This window comes from Chryseobacterium sp. MYb328 (assembly GCF_037572595.1).
GTDB classification, from domain to species: domain Bacteria; phylum Bacteroidota; class Bacteroidia; order Flavobacteriales; family Weeksellaceae; genus Chryseobacterium; species Chryseobacterium pennae.
In genome coordinates this window covers 21,485-42,738 of sequence record NZ_JBBGZQ010000021.1, presented here as the reverse complement: position 1 = coordinate 42,738, position 21,254 = coordinate 21,485, and the positions used below count along the sequence as shown (strand labels likewise).

Below are 21,254 nucleotides of genomic sequence, written 5' to 3'. Positions count from 1 at the left end.
GGATGTTTTATTTCAAAAGTTTCAAAAGTTCTGCATTTTTATTGGCTTTGGCCATTTGTAGGGCTGTTTTCCCTGAAACGGTTCCGTTATCAGTTTCAAAAGTGATTCTTGATTTTTTATCAGCTCCCTGAGACAGAAGGTATTTTGCAATTTCAGTGTCATTCTTTTCTACAGCCAATAATAAAGCATTGTATCCGTCATAGTCAAAGAAATCCATAGGGGAATCCTTTTTCTTCAGCGGAAGCTTTTTGATGAACTCCAGATCCTTGCTTTTTACAGCAAGCAATAAAAGTTTTCCCGGATCTTCATTGTCAATGATCTGTGGCTGGTGATTCAGATAGAGTTCCTTTGCAATTCCAAAATTTTCATAGAAGATAGCAGTGTATAATGCATTTTTCGCATAAGCTCCTTTTTGGATAAGATAGAAAGTAATTTCCGGACTTCCATATTCAATAGCACCATCTACCAATTTTTTTTCCGAAGTGATGTTGGCCCCTTTCTCTACCAAATATTTAACCATAGGGAAATTCTTTTTCCAGATAGCTGCCAATACAGGTGCTGTTTGCTCAGGAAGTGTGGTTTTAATTGGAAATCCCTGATCTACTATTTTCTTTACCAATGGAAAATTATTCTCACGGATAGCGGTATAGAAAGCATCAATCTGCTGTTTATTTTGGGCACTTAATAATGAAGATAAACATATAAGAACGGATATTCCGAATTTTTTCATTTCAGATATAATTTTAATAGGGGATAAAAAATAATTAATTTCAGAGATTACGGTAAACAGGAGGTTTATATGATTTCATTTTTCCATTCCTGAGCCAGCGCTTCCACATAATCTACAAAACTGGTGATAGTATGGAATGTATGAAAAGTATATTCCGGCTGATTTTCAAGAAAATCTACATTGTCAAAAGCATGATCATGGGAGAAAAGAAAAACTTCTTTTGTTTTGGGGTCATATACAGTAGCTGCGCCATTAGCTTCTACTACAAAGCTGATGAAATTTTTATAATCCATTGGCCGCTTGTTCTCATCGCTGCACTGTTCCTCGTAATAGTCGTTCCAATCATTAATTCCTGCTGAACATTCTGATCCGGTGAACATAAACTCCTGATTATTTGAAAAACTTGGATCAGGCTGATTAAAAGATTCCCGGATACCGCCAATTTCGTTGAGTAACAGTTTGTGCTCTTCAATAAAAGGAAGGGGTGAGGTAAAATCAGATTCTGTTTTGGTTAACCAACCGAAAATTTCATTGTTTTTATTGGTCCAGGAAAAAAGATGATGAGGCTGATGATCAATATCCAAGCTCAGAACCCTTGCCTGAGTAATTAACTCTGTAAGAATGGGAAAAGTATCTGTAAACTTTGAGGATAATCTGATTTCCGTTTCTGAAACGGCATCAATTTGAGAAGGGTGAATAAGCCACGACAAATGCTCTTTAAAAGCTTCAAAATCTGTATTCATGATGTAATTTGATAGTCAAAGATACAGCTTTTACAGTGAATAAAAGGGAGAAAACAGGCAAACCCATGATGAAAAAGCAGTCCACCACAGGTTTGATCGTAAAGTGATTAATCAGATTAAAGGATTTCCACCTCTTCCGGAACCATAAACAGAATAATACATCCATTTTCTGATTGCACGGAATGTTTGAAGTTGGGAGGAGTGTACAGATAATCTCCCTTTTCCAGATTTCCGCCTGCGATAGTTGCATCACCTTCCAGAATGAAAAGTTCTTCACCTGCCGGATGGTTATGATAAGGATAGCTTGCTCCCGGTTCAAATTTTAAAAGGATGGTGGTAGATCTGTTTTGCTCAGGATCAAATTTTAAGGACTTTACAAAAATACCTTTATAATGAACTCCTTTCTCAATTAAAGGTTGCCATTCTTTTTGTTCGGTTTTTACAATGTAATTGTTGATGTTTGTGCTCATGATATAGTATGTTTTAAATTATTATTCGTGTGAAAATTGATCTAAAGACCATAAATAGTGGGGAAAGGTACTCAGTAAAAATGCTCCCGTACTGAATATAAAAACAGAATAATCCAAAGCCTCTTTACATCCGAAAGAAATGCTCATGGCAGTTCCAAACAGGAAAGTAAGAACAGATGCAGCGAGTGATGTTTTACGCACCTGATAGCCTGTCAGCAGTAAAATACCAATAATTAATTCTGCAGTAGTAGATAATACAGCAAGGGTTGGCGCCCATGAAGAAGGGAAAAATGAATTTACTTCAGCAGTATAGCTCACAAAGTTTTTCCATCCTGAAGAGTGTGTTCCCCAAAGATTAAGCCGGCTGGCTACAGCAGATAAAAATCCGGATGCTAATGCTATTCTTAATAAAAAAACTGCGATGTCCTGTCTTGTTTTCATGAAGTAATTTTTAGGTCTTAATGACAGGTACAAAGTTCAGTGAAAGAGCTCGCCTAAAGAATAGACGATTCCGGGAAAAGCATAGAATATTTGACTGATTTTGGAATTCAGGTAAATCAATTATATTGGATCAGTTCCAAAATCCGGAAGTGTAATATTGTCTGTATGTGGTTGATTTTTAATGGAAACACAAGGCTTTAAAAAACTTATGTTAGATTTTTACGAGGTAAAGCTGGAATCGGCTTTATTGATTCGATGAATCGGCTGGATAACATTCGCTTCAGCAAAATCGATTACTAATGGATTAAGCTCTTTTTTTTAATAAGATCGCTTCTATAGGCTTCAGAAACTTCCCGCTTCCAACATCTGGCTTCCTGCTTTTACACTTAACTCTTCACCGACTTTTGATAATCTTTTGGAGAAAGGGAAGTATGCTTTTTAAAGAAATTAGAAAAGTAAAAAGGATCATTGAACCCAAGTTGGTAGGCAATTTCTTTAATGCTCAGTTTTTCATAAAGTAACAACCTTTTTGCCTCGGAAATGGTAAGACTATAGATCACATTTTGGGCAGTTTTATTGGTATGAAGTTTAGCCTCAGTGGTTGTCAATGCATCTGCATGGTAAGATACAGGATGGTTATTGGAGAAGTTATTACGGACACTCTCTAAAAACTTAAGAAACAAAGCATCTGGCTTCCAGATTTCATCACCATTGGCAATTTTAGAACGATTAATCTCTACCAAAAGTAATTCTACCAAAGAATGAGTTGAGGTCAGGTACTGATAGGGTTTTTCGTGGATTTCCTTTTCAATCAGGTTGAGAGTATCTGTAAAAAAATCTGGGTGCTGAACGGTAATCATTTCATTCATTCCAAAGTGACAGAACAATCCGTTGTGGAAAATCAACTCAATATCACTATCGCTTTTACAGAAAAAATCTAAGGTAAATTCGAGGGCTGTGAGTTCTCCATTCACAGTAATCAGCTGGTGAAACTGTCCAGAAGTAATGGTAACGGTTTGTCCGCTTTTTAGGTTAAAAATATTTTCGTCAATCAGAATTTCAGCAGTCCCGGTATTGCACCAGAACAGAGTATACTTTATTACCCGTCTTGGTTCGGGATGTCCTTCCTGATTAGAATATTTTTTTACTTCAATCATTTTTTATTCATTATAATTGTAAGTACCCGATAGGGCTAGATCTTTTCACTAAATTACAAAGACTTCGGGATTTAGTGTCATATTTAATAAACGATTTTTGTTTAAGAAAGAAATTATTATTTTTCAATGACGGACTCAAAAAAAGCATAATCTTTATTTTCTATATCTTTACAGCTGAAAACTAATATACTAGAAAAATTATATGCAACCTAAATTGCCTTTCCATTTCGATATGGAAACTGCAGATCCTGATGATTCTATGACTCTTGCTATTTTAGCAACCCATCCAAAAGTTAACCTGGTGAGTGTTTCCATACATCCGGGAGGAACAGATCAAATTGGCTTTGTACGCCATGTTTTACGAATTCTTGATAGAGAAGACGTTCGCATTGGAGCTGGAACTCCCAAGTCTATAGCTAAACGTGTTTCAGGATTTTACCGGGACTGGGTAGGAAATTTTGAAGATTCCGATGCAGATGATACTGCAGCGAATATTATGGCAGAAACGCTTCAGAAATTTCCCGATTGCACTTTGTTAACCGGGGCAGCACTTACGAATCCACATTCTTTATTGGAAACCGGAGTATTCTTTAATCGCTGGTTTTGTCAGGGAGGTTTTGCAGGGGATAATATTGTTTCAAAGGAACACCGCCTGGAGAAATTTGACGGAAAACTTGTTTGTGCAACTTTTAACCTGAATGGTAACCCGCTTGCGGCTGAAGCTTTGCTTTCAAACCCGATGGCTGAAAGACGCATGATTAGTAAAAACGTTTGTCATGGGGCTGTTTTCACCAAAGAAGATGCTAAACTGCTTATTCCGTATCGTAATCACAACAAAGGGCTAGACCTGTTTCTGAAGGCTGTAGAACTAAAAGAGAAAGCACTCCATGATACAGTAGCAGCTTTACTGGCCATTGATCCCTCTAAAGCAAACTGGGCAGAAGTTATCCCGTACAGAAAAAAAGGAGAGTGGGGATGCCTGGAAGCAGAAAAGCATCCGGAAAAGAGTATGTCATTAATCACGACCTATATCCCTGATTTAACAGATCTTTGGATGGTAAACCCTAATATTTAAAATTACTAAGTATTATCATAAAAGGCGAAGAACGCTGAAAAATAGCCTTCTCCGCCTTTAAAATTATTTCCCAAAGTAAATCTGGTCCTGCTTCTGCTGCTCATTATAAATAATTTGGAAGCTTACCGGCATATACTGGTAAAGCAGTTTCCAATGGGCTATTTTAGCATGTTTTTTAAAACTTTCAAAAGATCTTATGAAGATATTCTCGATCATCGTTCTTACATAGGAATTTCCATTTCGGTAAAGTCCGTCCATCAGTTTGATGTGATGCGCAATAATGTTGATCTTCGATTCCTGCAACAGACCTTTCAGATAATTGACTGTCATTTGCATGATTCCTGCAAAGTTATCCTGTACAGACAACTGTATGATTTCATTGCGAAGTCTCGGATAGAAAAATTTTAAGTATTCAACAGCTATTTTTTGATTAATAGTTTGCATTTGTACTTTCATCATAATTAAGAATTTTTCAAACACTTTTTATTGCAGCGAAATGTATACCAAAATTTAAAGACAGGCTGCAAAAATAAAAACACCTACAATCACAGCAATGTGAGTGAGTAATATCTCTGAATTGTGTCTGTTAGTCGTGTTTTTCCATGTTTTCCAGTCGGAAATTCTTCTGATTTTATTTTTCATAATCTATTGATTGTGAGTTATTTTTAATTTTGTTTAATTTAAACACTTTGTAATGAAACCGTTGAAATTTGTAATAAAAGGTTCATATACCATGACTGTAAATTTGTCTTGAATAACTATTTTTCAGGTCAGAAGAAATATGACTGAAGATTTTTTGTCTGTATTCTTTGCTGCAAAAGGCCGTATAATTGTCTAGAGAGTAGATAAAAGTGTTCTCAATGGCATTTTTTAACAGCGTATCTCCATTAATGTACATTTTGTCAATCTTTTGTAAACTTCTGAACAGTAGATTACTGTCATTCTGGCGGATCATATTTTTAATGCGTTCGGTAAAATTGCGGATCACACTGTAAGAATTGGGTGTTTTTGTCGTATTCAATTCTGTTTCAAAGTCAGGAAACAGTTCGTTGATTTCCTGCACAGCTTGTAAATAGTTCATAGTATATATTGTTAAATGTGGTTTTGTTCCAACAGTTTAATGAAGACTCCAAACATGAAAATGATTAAAAAAGCAACAAACAGCAGGTGATAAGGTTTCAGCCATTTAGGAGTTTGTGGTCCTCTGCTTTTTAATCTTCTTAATTTGTCTATTCTGTTCAAGGTTTTCAAGTCCATTTTGTATGTTTTGAGAATCATGATGCCAATGGTGTACCTTTTAAAATAAAATTTACATAATAATCTGAAAATGAAATGACTATGTGTTTATTTTGGATTTTTAAATGAAAAAAAGCGTTTCAAAATGATAAGGATTTTATCAAATTGGAAGAAACAGGAATCTTTTAACCGGATTGGTAGATTTGATATCAACCATAAAAGTCACAAAAGAATTATAACACTTAAGTTATTTTTGAGTGACAAGCTTTATGGGTAATAGGTGCACATAAGTTTTGAAAATTTTAGATTTTCTTCTTTTGAAATTTTCTATGCTATTTTTTCAGCTTTTTATATGAACTAAAGTATTTTAAAAATAAAAACTTTTGTGTCTTTTGTGGTTTAAAAAATCAGTTTCATGTGAAGAATAGAATGAATATCTTTGCAGTCCAAATATTCAGAAGATGTTTTCAAAAATAATAGTACACAGAGTCGGAAATAAGATCAACGGAGATTCTCTAACGCTTTCCCAGGAGGAATTGAAGCTGGAGGAAGGAATGGCAGAGATGCTTGAGGATTACTTTTTAGGATCATTCAAGTCAGAAGAAACTTTTCATTTTTACAGTGATACCTATCTGGTGAATAACCCGATTTACAGTGCTGTATCTGAAATTTTTGAAGATAAATCCAAGTTTATCTGGGAGTCTGAAAATATTGCAAAACACCTTTTCGAAGCTGCTGAAAACCCTAGAGTTCAGAGTGGAGAATTGTTTATTGTCCTTTTTGAAGATGAAAGTGACCGTCCGGACAGAGTAGACAAGATCGGAATCTTTAAAACTGAAAAAAGAGAATCGTTCCTGAAAATTAATCCGGCAGAAGAAACATTTGATATTGAAAAAGATCAGGGGATTGGTTTGTCTAAAATTGATAAAGCAGCTTTGATCTACAACAATAATAAGGATACAGGATATGTACTTTCGGTAGTTGACAACAACAAAAACGGAGATATGTATTACTGGTTTGAGGATTTCTTAAAAGTAAAACAGCGTGATGACGAGTATTTCCACACGCAGGAAGCTTTAATGGTATACAAGGATTATATCACGAAACAGCTTCCACAGGAATTCGAAGTTTCAAAAGCTGATCAGGCTGATTTCCTGAATAAATCGATTAATTTCTTCAAAGAAAAAGAAGAATTTAAACTGGATGAATTTGCCAATGAAGTATTGGGTGATGAGCATGTGATCGAAAGTTTTGTAAACTTTAAAACCGATTACGAACAGGACATGCAGGTAAATATAGCTGAAGAGTTTCCTATCAGTGAGGCTGCAGTAAAGAAAACCCAGAGACACTTTAAAAGTATTATCAAGCTAGATAAAAACTTCCATATTTACATCCACGGTGACAGACAGAAGCTTGAAATGGGTGAGGATGATAAAGGGAAATACTATAGATTGTATTTCGAGAAAGAAGTATAATTGAGAAAAGCTTTCGGGGTAGAATTCCTGATTTTAAAAAGTTGCAAGTAGGGAAGCCGGGAGCTGGAACTTATGAAGATCCCAAGAACAGCCATTCGTCTTTTTTCCTTTTTAAGGTAAAATTAATGATGGTGTTGATGGTAAGTAATTAAAACTGAAAGTAACTTCCATCTTCTTTCTTCCATCTTCCGGCCTTTATATTTCTTAAATCGACTTAGGTTAAAAATAATATCATAACTTTATCACGCACCGCAAAATAACAGTTATGAAATTTATGATCATTTTCTGGACACTTTATATGCTGGTTTTCTGCATACCATTTCCTATCTTCCTGTATATAATGATTGAGGAAGTAAGTACAGAACCGAGAAATTCATTAGCCGTGAGCTATGGATATCTCGGTTTTTCTATTTTTATCTGGATATATGTTCTCTTTTTTCTCATCAATAATCTTATGGTGAAGACTTTAAAAGAAAAGAAAAGGATCAGCCATATCATGCAAAATGGAATTCCCAGAAATGCTGAAATTATAGACTATAAATTGGTAAAATACAATCCAAAAACCAATATGAATATGATTCATATTGTTCTTTCTTTTCAGAATCTAAGAAATGTACCTATCCGACAGGAAATGATGTTTTATGATACAAAACCACAAGAAAAAAGATTCGAGAAGGGGAAAGCGGTCAAAGTTCTTTTAAATCCTTTACCATCCAAAGAACCTTATTTTATTTTAAGGGGTATGCAGACTAAATTTAAAATCAATAATCTGACGATACGACTTGTATTTATTGCATTTATGATTGTTTATATAATAGGGCTTTATAGCTATTTTTATAGTAGGGAATCTTTTGATTTTGGGTGGAGGTTTCTGACTTTTGTGCATCCCATTATTCTCAGTGGTATTATATTCTTAGTTACGGTATTGATAGTCAGTTATATTGTTGGGAAATTTGTAAAAAATAAAAAAGATGAACAAATTCTTTTTGCCGGAAGAGATGCTGAGGCACAACTTATCAGTGTGAATGAAACAGGCTTAACAGTGAATGACCAACCACAGCTTATATTTCAGGTCAGTTTTAAAGATTTCAGAGGAAATGAACATATTGCTACCTATAAAACAATTGTAAGTCTTCTGAATCTTTCCTCTGTACCCAAAACAGGAACTGTAGAGATCATGTATGATGAAAATGATCCGAAGAAGATTATGATTCCAAAGATATTTTAAAAAGCTGGAAGCTCGAAGAGAGAGGCTGGAAGTTACTTTTAATTTTAATGACTTATCGTCAACCACATCATTAATTTTGTTTTAAAAAAAGTAAAACAGACGAATAGCTGTTCTTATAATATTTATGACTGCCATTTTCCATCCTCTATCTTCCAATCTAACTAAATCCAAAATCTTTATTCCGAACTAACGGTATTTATTATCTTTACTTCTTAAGCTGATCCTATGAAAACAACTATCATCGATTTATCCAAACCTATTCAGTACAATGCAGGAGATCCCTGGTTTATGAGAGTGAAAATCAAACACAAACCTCATAGAAAATCCCATTGGCTAATTCGTCTGGCATTAAATCTTCCGTTCAGGCTTTTTCCCAAAAACTGGACAGGCTGGGCAGATGATACGATTAAAAATATGGGACTCCACGCCACTACTCATATTGATGCTCCATGGCATTATGGTCCTGAAGTGGAAGGGAAACCGGCTAAAACAATTGATCAGATTCCTTTAGAATGGTGCTACGGAGATGGTATTGTCATCGATTGCAGTCATAAGGAAGATTTTGTAGCTATCACTGTAGAGGATCTGAAAAGAGATCTTGATAAAAATAGAATCACCATTCAGGAGGGAAATATTGTTTTAATAAGAACCGATAGGGATAAGCTGATGGGAACTCCCGATTTTGTAGAAAAAGGAACCGGAATGAGCCGTGAAGCTACGGAATGGCTGATTGATCAGGGCGTAAAAGTAATGGGAATAGATCAATGGGGATGGGATCTTCCTTTAAAATTTATGGCTAAAAAAGCAAAAGAACTCAATGATCCGGAATACTTTTGGGAAGGCCATCGTGTGGGAATAGAAAAAGAATATTTGCATATAGAGCAGCTTACCAATCTTCAGGCATTGCCACCATCAGGTTTCAAAGTCTGTGTTTTTCCGTTAAAGATCGTTGGCGGTTCTGCTGCTCCGGCAAGAGTAGTGGCTATGATGGATTAACAAAAATCGATCAAATGCAAAACTTGGTGATATTTTAGGAGGTGTAGTGGATATGCATGTGCTTAGAAAGAATCAATGAAATTGATTCCATCCTTTGCTCCCTTAAAAACAGGAAATAATGTGCTAAAAACTTTGCATTACCTTAAATACAAAAAATATTATCATTTCGCATTTGAAGCTGATCCATAAAAACTTATTTTAAAAATAGAAAGAGCAAACCTGCATTTGCAGATTCACCCTTTCACATAGTATCATTTTTAGCGTTCTTCGTTTATTTAACCCTTCTTCTTAAAAAACAAGGCTCTGTTGTATTCAAAATTCATTCTGGCAATATTCAGGACAGAAATTCCCTGTGGGCATTCCACTTCACAGGCTTCTGTATTGGAGCAGTGCCCAAATAATTCAGTATCCATTTGGTAAACCATATCCAGAACACGTTTACTTCTTTCTTCTTTACCCTGAGGTAACAAGGCCATGTGAGCAATTTTTGCAGAAGTAAACAATGCAGCACTTCCATTTTTACAGGTTGCCACACAGGCACCACATCCGATACATGCAGCAGAATCAAAAGCTTCTTCAGCAATCTGATGTGTTACCGGAATAGCAGTGGCATCAGGAGCCTGACCGGTATTCACAGAAACAAAACCTCCGGAAGAAATAATCCTGTCAAAAGCAGAACGGTCTACTTTTAAATCTTTCTTTACAGGAAATGCTTCCGCACGGAAAGGCTCTATCAGAATCGTTTCACCATCTTTAAAAGAACGAAGGTGAAGCTGGCAGGTAGTAGTATTTTTTAAAGGACCATGAGCAATACCGTTAATCATCATCCCACATTGTCCGCAGATGCCTTCACGACAGTCGTGATCGAATTCTACTGGTTCATCTCCTTCGGTAATCAGTTTTTCATTTAACGTATCCAGCATTTCCAGGAAAGACATGTGAGAATTTAATCCTTTAAGGTCGTAATTAACCAGTTTTCCCTCACTTTGTTTGTCCTTCTGTCTCCATATCTTAAGGTGTAAATCCATAATTTTTGTTTTTTATTTATAACTTCTTACCGTTGGCTGTATTTCTTCAAAGATTAAAGGTTCTTTAACCAGTTCAGGGTCACCATTTTCACCTGTCCATGCCCATGCTGAAATGAATTGATATTCCGCATCATTTCTCATGGCTTCCCCATCCGGAGTCTGATACTCTTCACGGAAGTGAGCTCCACAGGATTCATTACGGGTTAAAGCATCATAACACATCAGCTCTCCGATTTCAAAATAATCAGCAACACGGCCAGCCTTTTCCAGTTCGGCATTCATCTTGTCCCCTTGCCCTGAAACTCTTACATCTTTGTAGAATTCCTGTTTCAGCTTTCTGATTTCCTGAATGGCATATTTAAGCCCTTCCTCATTTCTTGCCAGTCCGCAATAGTCGTACAGTAACTTTCCCAATGTTTTATGAAAGTAGTCAACAGTTTTAGTTCCTTTGATATTCATGAAGTCCTGAATTTGGTTTTTAACTGCATTTTCAGCCTGCTCAAACTCAGGAGCATCTGGTGAAATTTTTCCTGTGTGAATTTCATCTGCTAAATAGTTCGCAATGGTATATGGAGCAATAAAATAACCATCTACAGAAGCCTGCAAAAGAGAGTTGGCTCCCAATCTGTTCGCTCCATGATCTGCAAAATTAGCTTCACCCAATGCAAAAAGTCCTGGAACAGTAGTCATCAGTTCATAATCTACCCAAAGTCCTCCCATAGAGAAGTGAGCAGAAGGAGAGATCATCATGGGTTCTTTATAAGCGTCATATCCTGTGATTTTAAGATACATATCAAATAAGTTTCCGTATTTCTCTTTGATCTTATCTTTTCCCTGTTCTTTTATTGCCTTAGAAAAATCAAGGTACACTGCATTTTTCAAAGGACCGATTCCGAAGCCGGCGTCAATTCTTTCTTTAGCAGCACGGGATGAGATATCTCTTGGTGCCAGATTTCCGAATGCCGGATATCTTCTTTCCAGATAATAGTCTCTTTCATTTTCAGGAATGTCATTCGGAGCTCTGTTTTCATTTTCTTTTAATGGAACCCAGATTCGTCCGTCATTACGCAGTGATTCAGACATCAGCGTTAATTTAGATTGATAATCTCCGGATTGCGGAAGAGAAGTAGGATGTACCTGAATCCAGCTTGGGGAAGCCATTAAAGCTCCTTTTTTATGGGCCCTCCAGATGGCAGAACCATTACATCCCATGGCTAATGTTGACAGGTAATAAATCTTTCCATAACCTCCGGTTGCTAATATTACAGCATGAGCTGCATGCCTTTCAATTTCTCCGGTATCTAGGTTTCTTACGATAATTCCTCTTGCTTTTCCGTCAATCGTAACCAGATCAAGCATTTCATGTCTTGAAAATAACTGTACAGAGCCTTTTCCAACCTGTCTCATTAAAGCCTGATAAGCGCCCAGAAGCAATTGTTGTCCGGTTTGTCCTCTGGCGTAGAAAGTACGGCTTACCTGAACTCCACCAAAAGAACGGTTATTAAGATAGCCACCATATTCACGTCCGAACGGAACGCCTTGTGCTACGGCCTGATCGATGAGGTTTAAAGAACATTCTGCCATTCGGTAGACGTTGGCTTCACGGGCTCTGAAATCTCCTCCTTTCAAGGTGTCTACGAACATCCTGTACACACTGTCACCATCATTTTTATAATTTTTAGCAGCATTCACTCCACCTTGTGCGGCTACAGAGTGTGCTCTTCTTGGACTGTCCTGGAAACAGAATGCTTTCACATTATATCCCATTTCTCCTAAAGAAGCTGCAATAGAACTTCCTGCAAGACCCGTTCCTACAACAATCACATCAAGCTTTTTACGGTTGGCCGGGTTCACAAGCTTGGCTTTCTTTTTATAATATGCCCATTTATCTTCCAATGGGCCTTGTGGTATTTTTGAATCTAAAATCATGATGAGGTCTTTTTAATGATAAGTAAAGAATACATAAACAGGCATAAGGGCAAAACCTAAACTGATAATGATAGAGTAGGCGGTTCCAATGATTTTAACCCATTTCACAAATTTAGGATGGTATAATCCAAGTGTTCTTACGGAACTGTACAATCCGTGGATCAGGTGATAGCATAAAGCAATCATAGAAAGAACATAGATCACCACATACCACCATTCTTTAAATACGGTGACTACCAAAATATATAAGTCCTTATTTCCATTCTCATCCAATGGTGGATTTCCGAATTTATAGACATACCAGAAGTTTTGAAAATGAATCACCAGAAAGATCAGGATTAAGGTTCCGAGGATACCCATATTTCTGGAAGCCCATTTACTGGCTCTTCCACGTCTGTCGTTCTGATAATCACCACCGGATTTTTTATTTTTCAGCGTAATCATCAGCCCATCTACAGCATGAAGAATAATACTTGCATACAAAACATAAGAAACTATTTTGATAATGATATTTCCTGATAAAAAATGCGAATAGGCATTGAATTGCAGATGAGCCTGTTCCTGAGGGAGAAAAAGCTGAAGATTTCCGAGGAAATGAATCAACAGGAAGAATCCCAAAAAGAGTCCTGTAAGGCACATCAGCATTTTTCTTGACAATGTTGATAACATATATTTGATTTAATAATTAATAATATCCTAAAACTTTCATCCATAAACCTCCTACAACCATGTAGATGATTAAGAGCACGATTCCTATTTCAAGACCTCGAAGCCACCAGATTTTCAGATCTACATATCCGCTACCGAAGAATACTGGAGCCGGGCCATGTCCGTAATGAGTAAGTACTCCATAAATTGAACCCATGAATCCTAGCATCATTGCCAGTAGCATAGGCGGAATTCCTAAAGAAACACCTACACCCAGCAGGGCTGCATACATAGCTGCTACGTGAGCAGTAGCACTTGCGAAAATATAGTGACTGAAGAAATAAACGACAATAATAACCGGGAAGGCTACCTGCCAGCTCAAACCTCCGATTTGAATTTTGATAAGGTTACTGAACCAGCCAATGAAGCCCAATTCATTCAATGAGCTTGCCATCATGACCAGAACGGCAAACCAAACGATGGTATCCCATGCTCCTTTTTCACTTTTAACATCTTCCCAGGTTAATACTGAGGTTAACAGCAATAAAGTTAATCCGATAAATGCAGTAGTTGTGGCATCAATAGACAATGCTCCACCAAAGATCCACAGGAATAAAAGAATGAAGAAAGCCAACAGCATCAGCCATTCATTTCTGGAAATAGGTCCCATTTCTTTTAATTTCTGAGCGGCCATCTTCGGGGCATCACCTGTTTTCTTTAATTCTGGCGGATATAATTTATACAAAACCAAAGGAACGACGAAGAACGCTACTAAACCAGGTACAAAACCAGCTGCTGCCCAAGACATCCATGTAATATCGATTCCCAGGTTGGCTGCAAATTTCTGACACATCGGGTTACTTGCGGTTCCGGTTAAGAACATGGAAGAAGCGATGAGGTTCATATAGTAACTGTTCAATGTTAAAAATGAACCCAGTTTTCTATGCGTTTCTGGTTTTTCAGGAACGGAATCAAAGCTGATGGCCATAGATTTCATGATCGGGTAGATAATTCCACCACCTCTTGCCGTATTACTTGGAATAGCCGGAGCCAGACAAACGTCTGCAAGTCCTAATCCGTAAGCCAGTCCCAATGAGCTTTTCCCGAAAACCCTGATGAATAAAAAGGCAATACGGTTTCCTAAACCTGTTTTGATAAATCCTCTGGCAATAAAGAATGAAATCCCGATCAGCCAGATCACTTTATCTCCAAATCCGGAAAGCGCTTTGGTAATAGATTTCCCGGCATCTCCGGGAGCTACTACTTGTGTAAGGGCCGTAAATCCAATGGCCATCATACACATTGTTCCCATAGGAGCTGCTTTTAAAATAATTCCTAAAATAGTTGCCGCAAAGATGGCAAACAGATGCCAGGCATTCTGAGCAACACCTTCAGGGGCAGGAATGAACCAGATGATTAACGCAACGACAAATGTGATCGCAACGTTTTTAATATTAATTTCTTTCATGATACTCACAATTTAATCTGTTAAAATCTACTTTGTACTTGCACTATGAATAGATTGTTATTGTATTGGTTGGTATTTTCTACCTGATATTTGTAGCGGTCGAACTGTACACCCAGCTGAATTCTTGCTCCATAGTTTTTCAAAAATTCAAGTCCTACCATCGGGGTGATAGTTTGTCTTGGATTAGAAGCCAATCTGAAGTTGGTGTCCAGATATTCATATCGGCAAGACAATTCAAAAGCACTGAGGTTTTTGTGATTGATTTCATATCTCAGATTCGGAAGGAAATAAGCCCCCCGAATGAGGTACTGATCCGGATTATCAGGTCTTACTTCCGGAGCAATAGAATTGTACAGAACGTGGTTAGTTGCCTGTTTAGCTTCCAGCTGCATATCAAGACTCCATTTCGGATCAAACTGAACCATTGAGCTCAGGTCAATCCCTACGGCATATACTTTTTTGCTGAAAACCTCACCAATACCTCCATTCAGACCCACATTGAAATTGTATTTCTTGGATAGTCCGAAAAGTAAACGGGTAGAATACTGCTTTCCGTTATCATTATCATTGACCTGGTTTTTCCCGTTTCCATTTACTACAGATACAGCATATTGAAGAGGTATTCCCCCTAATTTTACCTGTCCTGTGGCAGAAAGCCCGATCTGGAAGCTTGTCCAGCCCAGTTTCCCGAATTCAGAGTACTGGTTAGACCAGTCCAGGGATTTGATAATATCGATAGGATAAGTTTCCTCAATACCAAACCAGGGTCTGAACTGTCCTACAGTGAATGCCAGCTTGGGACTGAAAGTGTACTTCAGGTAAGCATTTTCAAGCACTCTGCCTTTAGGGTCATTTTTAAAATCTGCAAGGTTAGCCAATGCAACAACTTCCGTACGTTTACTGATCTGTGCTCTTACCTGAACCCTCATGTATTTCAGCATGAAATTATTGCTGGTTCCCGATCCGTCAGAATGATGAAGTCCGTTGACATCAACATCTTTACTCATTCCTACCAGATAACGTGCCTGAAAAAGCCCTTTGATCTGAAGCTGAGGATATTTTACATGATCTTCTTCCTGTGGTTGTAGTGTGGTCTGTAGAGAATCCTGTATCTGTGCATTTGCTGAAAACCAGCCCAAGAGTATGCACAGGATCAGACTTCTCTTTTTTAATGAAAAAAAGGCCATATCTATTTGTTTAATTTTTGCTTTTTTTGAATTGTATACAAGCATAAAAGTTTCTGTCTCTATCCTTGAAAAGTTGAGGTTAAGCACTGACGTGCCATAAATGATAAAAACTTTTGTTGCTTAGCTCTCTTCCTGAATTTTTATTCCAGTCCTAAAAATTTGAAAGATGGAGTTTCTTTGAAATTGGTATTTGATTTACCGTGATACGTCTGATAGTTGCTCAGATCCAGTTTCATCACTTTCCCTTTTGCACTCAGGTCAAAATCTTTAAGATCTACCCAGAATGTATTGGGAGTGAAAACGGTTTCAAAATAATATACCAGATTCTTCTGATCCGAAACAGAACGCCATCTTGTTGAAGAAATATTAGGTTCGGTAGGGGAAGAAATGCCGTATGGTACAGAACAGTTTCTGATAACACTGAATATGCTGGCTACAGCAGTGCGGGTATCAGCCGTTTTAGGAATTGCATCAATGTAATAAGAAGCTCTTACAAAACGATCAGCAGCACGGTTGGTTCCCGGAAGCATCACTGTTCCCGGAATCCCTTTCCAGTAATTGTTAAGGGCAAGCTGCTCATCAAAAATAGGAGAGTTGGTCATTACCGTGTAAGAAGGATCGTGGTGTATCACCAGTTTTCCATTGATATATTCTAATACTGCATTATCTCCTGAAGCATCAGAAAGAGAAAGGTGAATGGTGGTGAATTTTTCTGTTCCCGGAATATAATCACTTACTACAACGAATGGCTCTTTTCTTGAAAACTCTACAGCTTCTTTCACTGTTGAGAAGTTGTCAAGATAATATTGTGCCCACAAAGAGATGGCAAGTCCATTTTTTTCTCCTTTAGGATCAAATTTTGGATATTGAGATTCTCCTAACCATAGCATATTGGCTACCAATCCTTTTTCGTTCATTCCGTCTGCAGAAGCTATATCCCAGCTGGAACTTATCACACTTCCGTATTTGGAAGTCCATTTTACAGATTTAGGACCGGTCTGGCCATTGCGGTCTATTCCTTTTGGAAAAATCCAGAGATTGGCCGGAATCTCGTCACGCCAGTCCATAGAGCGGGCTGTAAGAATAGTATTTTGCGGACCTTTGTAAACAACACGGGTGCACGCTTCTGACGGATTCCATAATCCTACTGAAAGGACAAGAGAAAATAAAATTAATGGGAACTTTTTCATAATAGTATTATTTGAATTTAAAATTTATATTGAAATTATTGTGAATAATTCAATGGTTTTCCATTCATATTCATTATTTGGTGATATAAATTTAGTTAAATTTGATTAAATAACATAATTATTTTAGTTGATAAACTACATTTCATGTTATGAATCATGCTTTAATGGTTGAAAATACTATTATTGGGAAATTTTTCGTATATTTTAGAAATATCATACTGAAATGGGGCGAAAATCGATGATTTTTCAATGGGAATAAATGCTTGTTTTTTACTGTATGCTACCACATTACCAGAGTGAAAATTACATACCACATCTCCAAAACCAGTTAAAAAAAAGAGCTATATTTGATAGATAGACTGAAAAGAGTTATGAATTTTGTAGAATGTCATGAAGAACCTATCCATATTCCGGGTTCTATACAAAGTTTTGGTTATCTGATTGGCATTGATGCAGAATCTCATTCCATTACTTTTTTAAGCCGGAACATATCGGATATTTTTAAAATCGGAAACCAGGATGAGTTATTCGGCAGAAGGCTTACGGATTTCCCGGAAAGTTTTCAGCACATTATTGAATCAGATATTTATACTTCCCTGGATCGTTTTACCAGAAGGGAAAATGAAACCTATTTTGACAAAATCTTTATTGATAAAACGCAATATCATTTTTCTGTTTTCAGAAGCAGTGGATCTATTTTCCTCGAATTTGAGGAAGTTCTGATGAATCCGGATAAAAGAATTTCTAACAAATACGATAACTTTTATGTGATTGATGATGAACATGAACTTTGGAATCACCTGCTGGAAACGCTTTCTAAAGTGGTGAATTATGACCGGACAATGGTTTATAAATTTATGATGGACGGTTCCGGAAAAGTAATTGCCGAGAAGAAAAATGAAGAAATGGAAAGTTTTCTAGGGCTGCATTATCCTGAGTCCGATATCCCAAAACAGGCTCGGGAACTTTATCTGAAAAAAAGAAAAAGAATCTTCAGCAATGTCTATGCAGATACGGTTCCTGTGGTAAGCAAAACCATTAAGGATATTGATCTGAGTCTATCTGCATCACGAGCTATGTCCCCTGTCCATGGGCAATACCTTAAAAATTCAGGAGTTTCTTCCAGTTTCAGTATATCGATTATTATTGATAATCACCTTTGGGGCCTGGTAACCTGCCAGAATGTGGAACCTAAGCATATTGACCTTGAAGACAGGGTGCAGGCTGGGATCTTCACAGCGTTGGCTGCTAATGCTTATTCTTCTTTTAAATCAAAAAATGAACTGAATTACCGTCTTGAGCTGAATGAAAGAATTTCTGGTCTTAAAACGGAATTTTTAAAACATAATAATTTATTTGATTCTCTGTGGGAAAATAAAACAGAGATGATGAATTTGCCGGAAGCAGACGGTCTGGCGATTGTGTCTGATGAAAATATAATCAGAGAAGGAGTAACTCCGGAAATGGATTGTATCAGCAGAATTGTACATTGGGCTTTAGAAAATACAAGTGACAGAATTTATGTTAACCGCAGTTTCCTTAAGAATCATGGTGGGGATCTGGAGCTGTCTGAAAATGCGGCCGGAATTATTATTTACTTTATTGAAAGGGATAAAAATGAGATGCTGATCTGGTTCCGTAAAGAATTTGATGAGCATATTAACTGGGCAGGAAATCCGGAAAAGAAAATTGAGGTGTTTTCTCAAAATGGAGAAGTCCGGCAAATGATTTCTCCGAGAACTTCATTCCATATTTTTACAGAAAACATTAAAGGACATTCAAAAAGATGGAATTCCAGAAATGTGAGTGCTGTACAGGCTGTAAGAGATTTGATTCTGGAAACTTCTCATAAGAATTACAATGCGATCAAAAGGCTTAATGATGAGCTGAAAAAGGTGAATGAAGAACTCGACAGTTTTTCCTACACCATCTCTCACGATCTGGGAACTCCTTTAACGGTAATGAAACTGAATGCACAAATGCTTTTGGGAAATATTACTGATAGTTCTGAAAAGAGTAAAACTAAAATCAATACAATCATTGAGGAAATAGACAGTATGGCTGAAATGATGCATGATGTCCTGCAGCTGAGTCGTGCAAAACATAGCGAGATACAACTTGAAACTCTGAAAACGGGTAATACCATTCAAAAGATCTCTGATAATGCAAAGATCACTTATGGAAGTCCGGAAAGTGAAATACTTATTAAGGAATGTCCGGATGTTCTGGCAGATAAAACATTGCTTCATCAGGTATTTCTGAATATTATCAATAATGCTGTAAAATATTCATCCCATAAAGATCAGCCTAAGGTAGAAATAGAGGGAACAGAAGACGGACAAACCATTGTTTACAGAATTTCAGACAATGGAATCGGTATTCCTGAATCGGAAAAGCACAAGATGTTTAAGATTTTCAACCGGATGGATAATGCTAAGAAATTTAAGGGAAACGGAGTAGGGTTGTCCATTGTTCACCGTATTATGAAAAGGATAGGCGGAAATATAGATTATGAGAGTAATAAAGAGGGTACATCCTTCATTTTAACGTTCAAAAAACCTTACATTTGAGAAACTTTAAAATGTAATTATGGTATCAGAATATCTTAAACAAAATACAGCCGACTATCACGATGCAGCTGAGAAACTTTTTAATTCTGAGAAGATTTTTAATAAAACCTTCACTTTAGAAGATTATAAAAAGATCATCCATACCAATTATCTGATGCTTCTCCACAGTGAAGACAAAATATTCAACAGCCTTTCCGGCAAGTATGTTGATAAGCTTCAGCTTGTTGAAAGAAAAAAACTTCCTCTAATAGAAAAGGATCTTGAAAGTCTTTCTCTAGACAATCAGACCGCATCCCACGATCTTGAATTTGATACAGAGCATGAAGCTTTGGGAGCGATGTATGTGATTGAAGGGTCTACATTGGGGGGAAATGTAATTGCGAAACAGCTTTCTAAAACAGATGGTTTCGATGCGGTGACTTTTAACTTCTTTGGATGCTATCAGGAGAATACAGGACCGATGTGGAAGAACTTTAAGGAGGTTCTGGACACTGAAGTTTCAGAAGAAAAGTACGGAGAAGTGCTGTCTGGTGCGAAAAAACTGTACTCATTTTTGCTGAACGTCAACTAATTCCTTTTAATTATAATAAATTTCCTGAAAAATTGCGCATTTTTTCAGGATTTATTAAATTTGGGAAGTTTCAAATTTAAATAGTAACTAAACAATAAATAATTTAAAAAGTAACAATATGAAAGTAACTGTAGTAGGTGCAGGCGCTGTAGGAGCAAGCTGTGCGGAATACATCGCGATGAAGAACTTCTGTTCAGAAGTAGTTTTGGTAGACATTAAAGAAGGATTTGCTGAAGGTAAGGCAATGGATTTGATGCAAACGGCATCGCTTAACGGGTTCGATACAAAAATTACCGGAACAACAGGAGATTACAGCAAAACTGCAGGTTCTCATGTAGCAGTAATCACTTCAGGGATTCCAAGAAAACCTGGAATGACAAGAGAAGAATTAATCGGTATCAACGCTGGTATCGTGAAAGAAGTTACTGAAAACTTAGTAAAACATTCTCCGGAAGTAATCATCATTGTGGTTTCTAACCCAATGGATACTATGGCTTATTTAGTACACAAAACTTCAGGTCTTCCTAAGCACAAAATCATCGGAATGGGTGGTGCATTAGACTCTGCAAGATTCAAATACAGATTGGCTGAAGCATTAGAAGCTCCAATTTCTGATGTTGACGGTATGGTAATCGCTGCTCACAGTGATACAGGAATGCTTCCATTATTGAGCAAAGCTACAAGAAACGGGGTTCCAGTAACTGAGTTCTTAAGTGAAGACCAACAAAAATATGTAATCGAAGAAACTAAAGTAGGAGGTGCTACCCTTACTAAATTATTAGGAACTTCTGCTTGGTATGCGCCAGGTGCAGCTGTTTCTGTAATGGTTCAGGCTATTGCTTGTGACCAAAAGAAAATGATCCCTTGTTCATTAATGCTTGATGGAGAATACGGTCAAAATGATATCTGCCTAGGGGTTCCGGCTATCATCGGAGCAAACGGAGTAGAATCAATCGTAAACGTAACGTTGACTGCTGAAGAGCAATTAAAATTCGCTGAAGCTGCTAATGCAGTAAGAGAAGTGAATGGAGATCTTAAATTCTAATTTACTGAATTTTATATAGAAAAACCGCGCCCTCCAGGCGCGGTTTTCTGTTTATTGTGAAGGTTTC

The 21,254-nt window shown here is 37.0% G+C and carries 22 protein-coding genes; 7 read left to right on the top strand and 15 right to left on the bottom strand.

The window, feature by feature from the left end:
- Window positions 1-7: 7 nt before the first annotated feature.
- The 5 genes from WH267_RS18565 to WH267_RS18545 all read right to left on the bottom strand — a co-directional run bounded on the left by WH267_RS18565 (window position 8) and on the right by WH267_RS18545 (window position 3,541).
- The gene (locus WH267_RS18565; RefSeq protein WP_340010189.1) at window positions 8-730 is read right to left on the bottom strand and encodes an ankyrin repeat domain-containing protein; all 723 of its coding nucleotides are present in this window, start codon (window positions 728-730) and stop codon (window positions 8-10) included.
- Window positions 731-795: 65 nt separating this feature from the next.
- Window positions 796-1,473: a hypothetical protein gene (locus tag WH267_RS18560; RefSeq protein ID WP_340010187.1), complete on the bottom strand. Its 678-nt coding sequence runs from the start codon at window positions 1,471-1,473 to the stop codon at window positions 796-798.
- A 116-nt stretch (window positions 1,474-1,589) separates the two neighbouring features.
- Window positions 1,590-1,943, bottom strand: coding sequence for a cupin domain-containing protein (locus WH267_RS18555; RefSeq protein ID WP_340010185.1), 354 nt, complete (start codon window positions 1,941-1,943; stop codon window positions 1,590-1,592).
- Window positions 1,944-1,964: 21 nt separating this feature from the next.
- Window positions 1,965-2,384, bottom strand: coding sequence for a DoxX family membrane protein (locus tag WH267_RS18550; protein WP_340010184.1), 420 nt, complete (start codon window positions 2,382-2,384; stop codon window positions 1,965-1,967).
- A 386-nt stretch (window positions 2,385-2,770) separates the two neighbouring features.
- The gene (locus WH267_RS18545) at window positions 2,771-3,541 is read right to left on the bottom strand and encodes a helix-turn-helix domain-containing protein (RefSeq protein ID WP_340010182.1); all 771 of its coding nucleotides are present in this window, start codon (window positions 3,539-3,541) and stop codon (window positions 2,771-2,773) included.
- 202 nt (window positions 3,542-3,743) lie between these two features.
- Here WH267_RS18545 and WH267_RS18540 point away from each other — a divergent pair, with 202 nt between their 5' ends.
- Window positions 3,744-4,616 (top strand): nucleoside hydrolase, encoded by an 873-nt coding sequence (locus WH267_RS18540; protein ID WP_340010181.1) that lies wholly within the window; start codon window positions 3,744-3,746, stop codon window positions 4,614-4,616.
- A 63-nt stretch (window positions 4,617-4,679) separates the two neighbouring features.
- Here WH267_RS18540 and WH267_RS18535 read toward each other — a convergent pair whose 3' ends face one another.
- The 4 genes from WH267_RS18535 to WH267_RS18520 form a co-directional block, all read right to left on the bottom strand.
- Window positions 4,680-5,075 (bottom strand): DUF7674 family protein, encoded by a 396-nt coding sequence (locus WH267_RS18535; protein WP_340010180.1) that lies wholly within the window; start codon window positions 5,073-5,075, stop codon window positions 4,680-4,682.
- Between the two features lie 51 nt (window positions 5,076-5,126).
- Complete coding sequence (locus tag WH267_RS18530; RefSeq protein ID WP_262511434.1) at window positions 5,127-5,258, bottom strand: hypothetical protein; 132 nt, start codon at window positions 5,256-5,258, stop codon at window positions 5,127-5,129.
- A gap of 82 nt (window positions 5,259-5,340) precedes the next feature.
- Window positions 5,341-5,697 (bottom strand): DUF7674 family protein, encoded by a 357-nt coding sequence (locus WH267_RS18525; protein ID WP_115969363.1) that lies wholly within the window; start codon window positions 5,695-5,697, stop codon window positions 5,341-5,343.
- An 11-nt stretch (window positions 5,698-5,708) separates the two neighbouring features.
- The gene (locus WH267_RS18520; protein ID WP_228438536.1) at window positions 5,709-5,873 is read right to left on the bottom strand and encodes a hypothetical protein; all 165 of its coding nucleotides are present in this window, start codon (window positions 5,871-5,873) and stop codon (window positions 5,709-5,711) included.
- Between the two features lie 440 nt (window positions 5,874-6,313).
- Here WH267_RS18520 and WH267_RS18515 point away from each other — a divergent pair, with 440 nt between their 5' ends.
- The 3 genes from WH267_RS18515 to WH267_RS18505 all read left to right on the top strand — a co-directional run bounded on the left by WH267_RS18515 (window position 6,314) and on the right by WH267_RS18505 (window position 9,551).
- Window positions 6,314-7,327: a nucleoid-associated protein gene (locus tag WH267_RS18515; protein ID WP_089737409.1), complete on the top strand. Its 1,014-nt coding sequence runs from the start codon at window positions 6,314-6,316 to the stop codon at window positions 7,325-7,327.
- A 265-nt stretch (window positions 7,328-7,592) separates the two neighbouring features.
- Complete coding sequence (locus WH267_RS18510) at window positions 7,593-8,555, top strand: hypothetical protein (protein WP_115969368.1); 963 nt, start codon at window positions 7,593-7,595, stop codon at window positions 8,553-8,555.
- Window positions 8,556-8,780: 225 nt separating this feature from the next.
- Complete coding sequence (locus WH267_RS18505; protein WP_115969370.1) at window positions 8,781-9,551, top strand: cyclase family protein; 771 nt, start codon at window positions 8,781-8,783, stop codon at window positions 9,549-9,551.
- 275 nt (window positions 9,552-9,826) lie between these two features.
- Here the strand turns inward: WH267_RS18505 and WH267_RS18500 are convergent, their stop codons facing one another.
- The 6 genes from WH267_RS18500 to WH267_RS18475 form a co-directional block, all read right to left on the bottom strand.
- Window positions 9,827-10,579: a succinate dehydrogenase/fumarate reductase iron-sulfur subunit gene (locus tag WH267_RS18500; RefSeq protein ID WP_115969373.1), complete on the bottom strand. Its 753-nt coding sequence runs from the start codon at window positions 10,577-10,579 to the stop codon at window positions 9,827-9,829.
- Window positions 10,580-10,591: 12 nt separating this feature from the next.
- Window positions 10,592-12,508, bottom strand: a complete 1,917-nt coding sequence (locus WH267_RS18495) for a fumarate reductase/succinate dehydrogenase flavoprotein subunit (RefSeq protein WP_115969375.1) — start codon at window positions 12,506-12,508, stop codon at window positions 10,592-10,594.
- A gap of 12 nt (window positions 12,509-12,520) precedes the next feature.
- Window positions 12,521-13,177, bottom strand: a complete 657-nt coding sequence (locus WH267_RS18490) for a succinate dehydrogenase cytochrome b subunit (RefSeq protein ID WP_340010172.1) — start codon at window positions 13,175-13,177, stop codon at window positions 12,521-12,523.
- A gap of 16 nt (window positions 13,178-13,193) precedes the next feature.
- Window positions 13,194-14,624, bottom strand: coding sequence for an anion permease (locus tag WH267_RS18485; protein WP_340010170.1), 1,431 nt, complete (start codon window positions 14,622-14,624; stop codon window positions 13,194-13,196).
- Between the two features lie 20 nt (window positions 14,625-14,644).
- Window positions 14,645-15,811, bottom strand: coding sequence for a porin (locus tag WH267_RS18480; protein ID WP_340010169.1), 1,167 nt, complete (start codon window positions 15,809-15,811; stop codon window positions 14,645-14,647).
- Between the two features lie 140 nt (window positions 15,812-15,951).
- On the bottom strand, window positions 15,952-17,001 hold the full coding sequence (locus WH267_RS18475; RefSeq protein ID WP_340010167.1) for a linear amide C-N hydrolase: 1,050 nt from the start codon (window positions 16,999-17,001) through the stop codon (window positions 15,952-15,954).
- Window positions 17,002-17,372: 371 nt separating this feature from the next.
- Here WH267_RS18475 and WH267_RS18470 point away from each other — a divergent pair, with 371 nt between their 5' ends.
- From WH267_RS18470 to WH267_RS18460, 3 genes are all read left to right on the top strand, one after another.
- Entirely contained in the window at window positions 17,373-19,571 is a 2,199-nt protein-coding gene (locus tag WH267_RS18470; protein ID WP_340010165.1) for an ATP-binding protein, read from the top strand.
- Between the two features lie 19 nt (window positions 19,572-19,590).
- The gene (locus tag WH267_RS18465; RefSeq protein WP_340010163.1) at window positions 19,591-20,142 is read left to right on the top strand and encodes a biliverdin-producing heme oxygenase; all 552 of its coding nucleotides are present in this window, start codon (window positions 19,591-19,593) and stop codon (window positions 20,140-20,142) included.
- A 118-nt stretch (window positions 20,143-20,260) separates the two neighbouring features.
- Complete coding sequence (locus WH267_RS18460; RefSeq protein WP_115969387.1) at window positions 20,261-21,187, top strand: malate dehydrogenase; 927 nt, start codon at window positions 20,261-20,263, stop codon at window positions 21,185-21,187.
- Window positions 21,188-21,254 lie beyond the last annotated feature (67 nt).

Excerpts from the sequence above, each read along its gene's own strand:
- WH267_RS18485 (WP_340010170.1), bottom strand. The coding sequence starts at position 14,624 with ATGAAAGAAATTAATATTAAAAACGTTGCGATCACATTTGTCGTTGCG.
- WH267_RS18515 (WP_089737409.1), top strand. The coding sequence starts at position 6,314 with ATGTTTTCAAAAATAATAGTACACAGAGTCGGAAATAAGATCAACGGA.
- WH267_RS18555 (WP_340010185.1), bottom strand. The coding sequence starts at position 1,943 with ATGAGCACAAACATCAACAATTACATTGTAAAAACCGAACAAAAAGAA.
- WH267_RS18480 (WP_340010169.1), bottom strand. The coding sequence starts at position 15,811 with ATGGCCTTTTTTTCATTAAAAAAGAGAAGTCTGATCCTGTGCATACTC.
- WH267_RS18545 (WP_340010182.1), bottom strand. The coding sequence starts at position 3,541 with ATGATTGAAGTAAAAAAATATTCTAATCAGGAAGGACATCCCGAACCA.
- WH267_RS18525 (WP_115969363.1), bottom strand. The coding sequence starts at position 5,697 with ATGAACTATTTACAAGCTGTGCAGGAAATCAACGAACTGTTTCCTGAC.
- WH267_RS18460 (WP_115969387.1), top strand. The coding sequence starts at position 20,261 with ATGAAAGTAACTGTAGTAGGTGCAGGCGCTGTAGGAGCAAGCTGTGCG.
- WH267_RS18550 (WP_340010184.1), bottom strand. The coding sequence starts at position 2,384 with ATGAAAACAAGACAGGACATCGCAGTTTTTTTATTAAGAATAGCATTA.
- WH267_RS18510 (WP_115969368.1), top strand. The coding sequence starts at position 7,593 with ATGAAATTTATGATCATTTTCTGGACACTTTATATGCTGGTTTTCTGC.
- WH267_RS18475 (WP_340010167.1), bottom strand. The coding sequence starts at position 17,001 with ATGAAAAAGTTCCCATTAATTTTATTTTCTCTTGTCCTTTCAGTAGGA.
- WH267_RS18465 (WP_340010163.1), top strand. The coding sequence starts at position 19,591 with ATGGTATCAGAATATCTTAAACAAAATACAGCCGACTATCACGATGCA.
- WH267_RS18565 (WP_340010189.1), bottom strand. The coding sequence starts at position 730 with ATGAAAAAATTCGGAATATCCGTTCTTATATGTTTATCTTCATTATTA.
- WH267_RS18540 (WP_340010181.1), top strand. The coding sequence starts at position 3,744 with ATGCAACCTAAATTGCCTTTCCATTTCGATATGGAAACTGCAGATCCT.
- WH267_RS18520 (WP_228438536.1), bottom strand. The coding sequence starts at position 5,873 with ATGGACTTGAAAACCTTGAACAGAATAGACAAATTAAGAAGATTAAAA.
- WH267_RS18560 (WP_340010187.1), bottom strand. The coding sequence starts at position 1,473 with ATGAATACAGATTTTGAAGCTTTTAAAGAGCATTTGTCGTGGCTTATT.
- WH267_RS18535 (WP_340010180.1), bottom strand. The coding sequence starts at position 5,075 with ATGATGAAAGTACAAATGCAAACTATTAATCAAAAAATAGCTGTTGAA.
- WH267_RS18490 (WP_340010172.1), bottom strand. The coding sequence starts at position 13,177 with ATGTTATCAACATTGTCAAGAAAAATGCTGATGTGCCTTACAGGACTC.
- WH267_RS18530 (WP_262511434.1), bottom strand. The coding sequence starts at position 5,258 with ATGAAAAATAAAATCAGAAGAATTTCCGACTGGAAAACATGGAAAAAC.
- WH267_RS18500 (WP_115969373.1), bottom strand. The coding sequence starts at position 10,579 with ATGGATTTACACCTTAAGATATGGAGACAGAAGGACAAACAAAGTGAG.
- WH267_RS18470 (WP_340010165.1), top strand. The coding sequence starts at position 17,373 with ATGAATTTTGTAGAATGTCATGAAGAACCTATCCATATTCCGGGTTCT.
- WH267_RS18505 (WP_115969370.1), top strand. The coding sequence starts at position 8,781 with ATGAAAACAACTATCATCGATTTATCCAAACCTATTCAGTACAATGCA.
- WH267_RS18495 (WP_115969375.1), bottom strand. The coding sequence starts at position 12,508 with ATGATTTTAGATTCAAAAATACCACAAGGCCCATTGGAAGATAAATGG.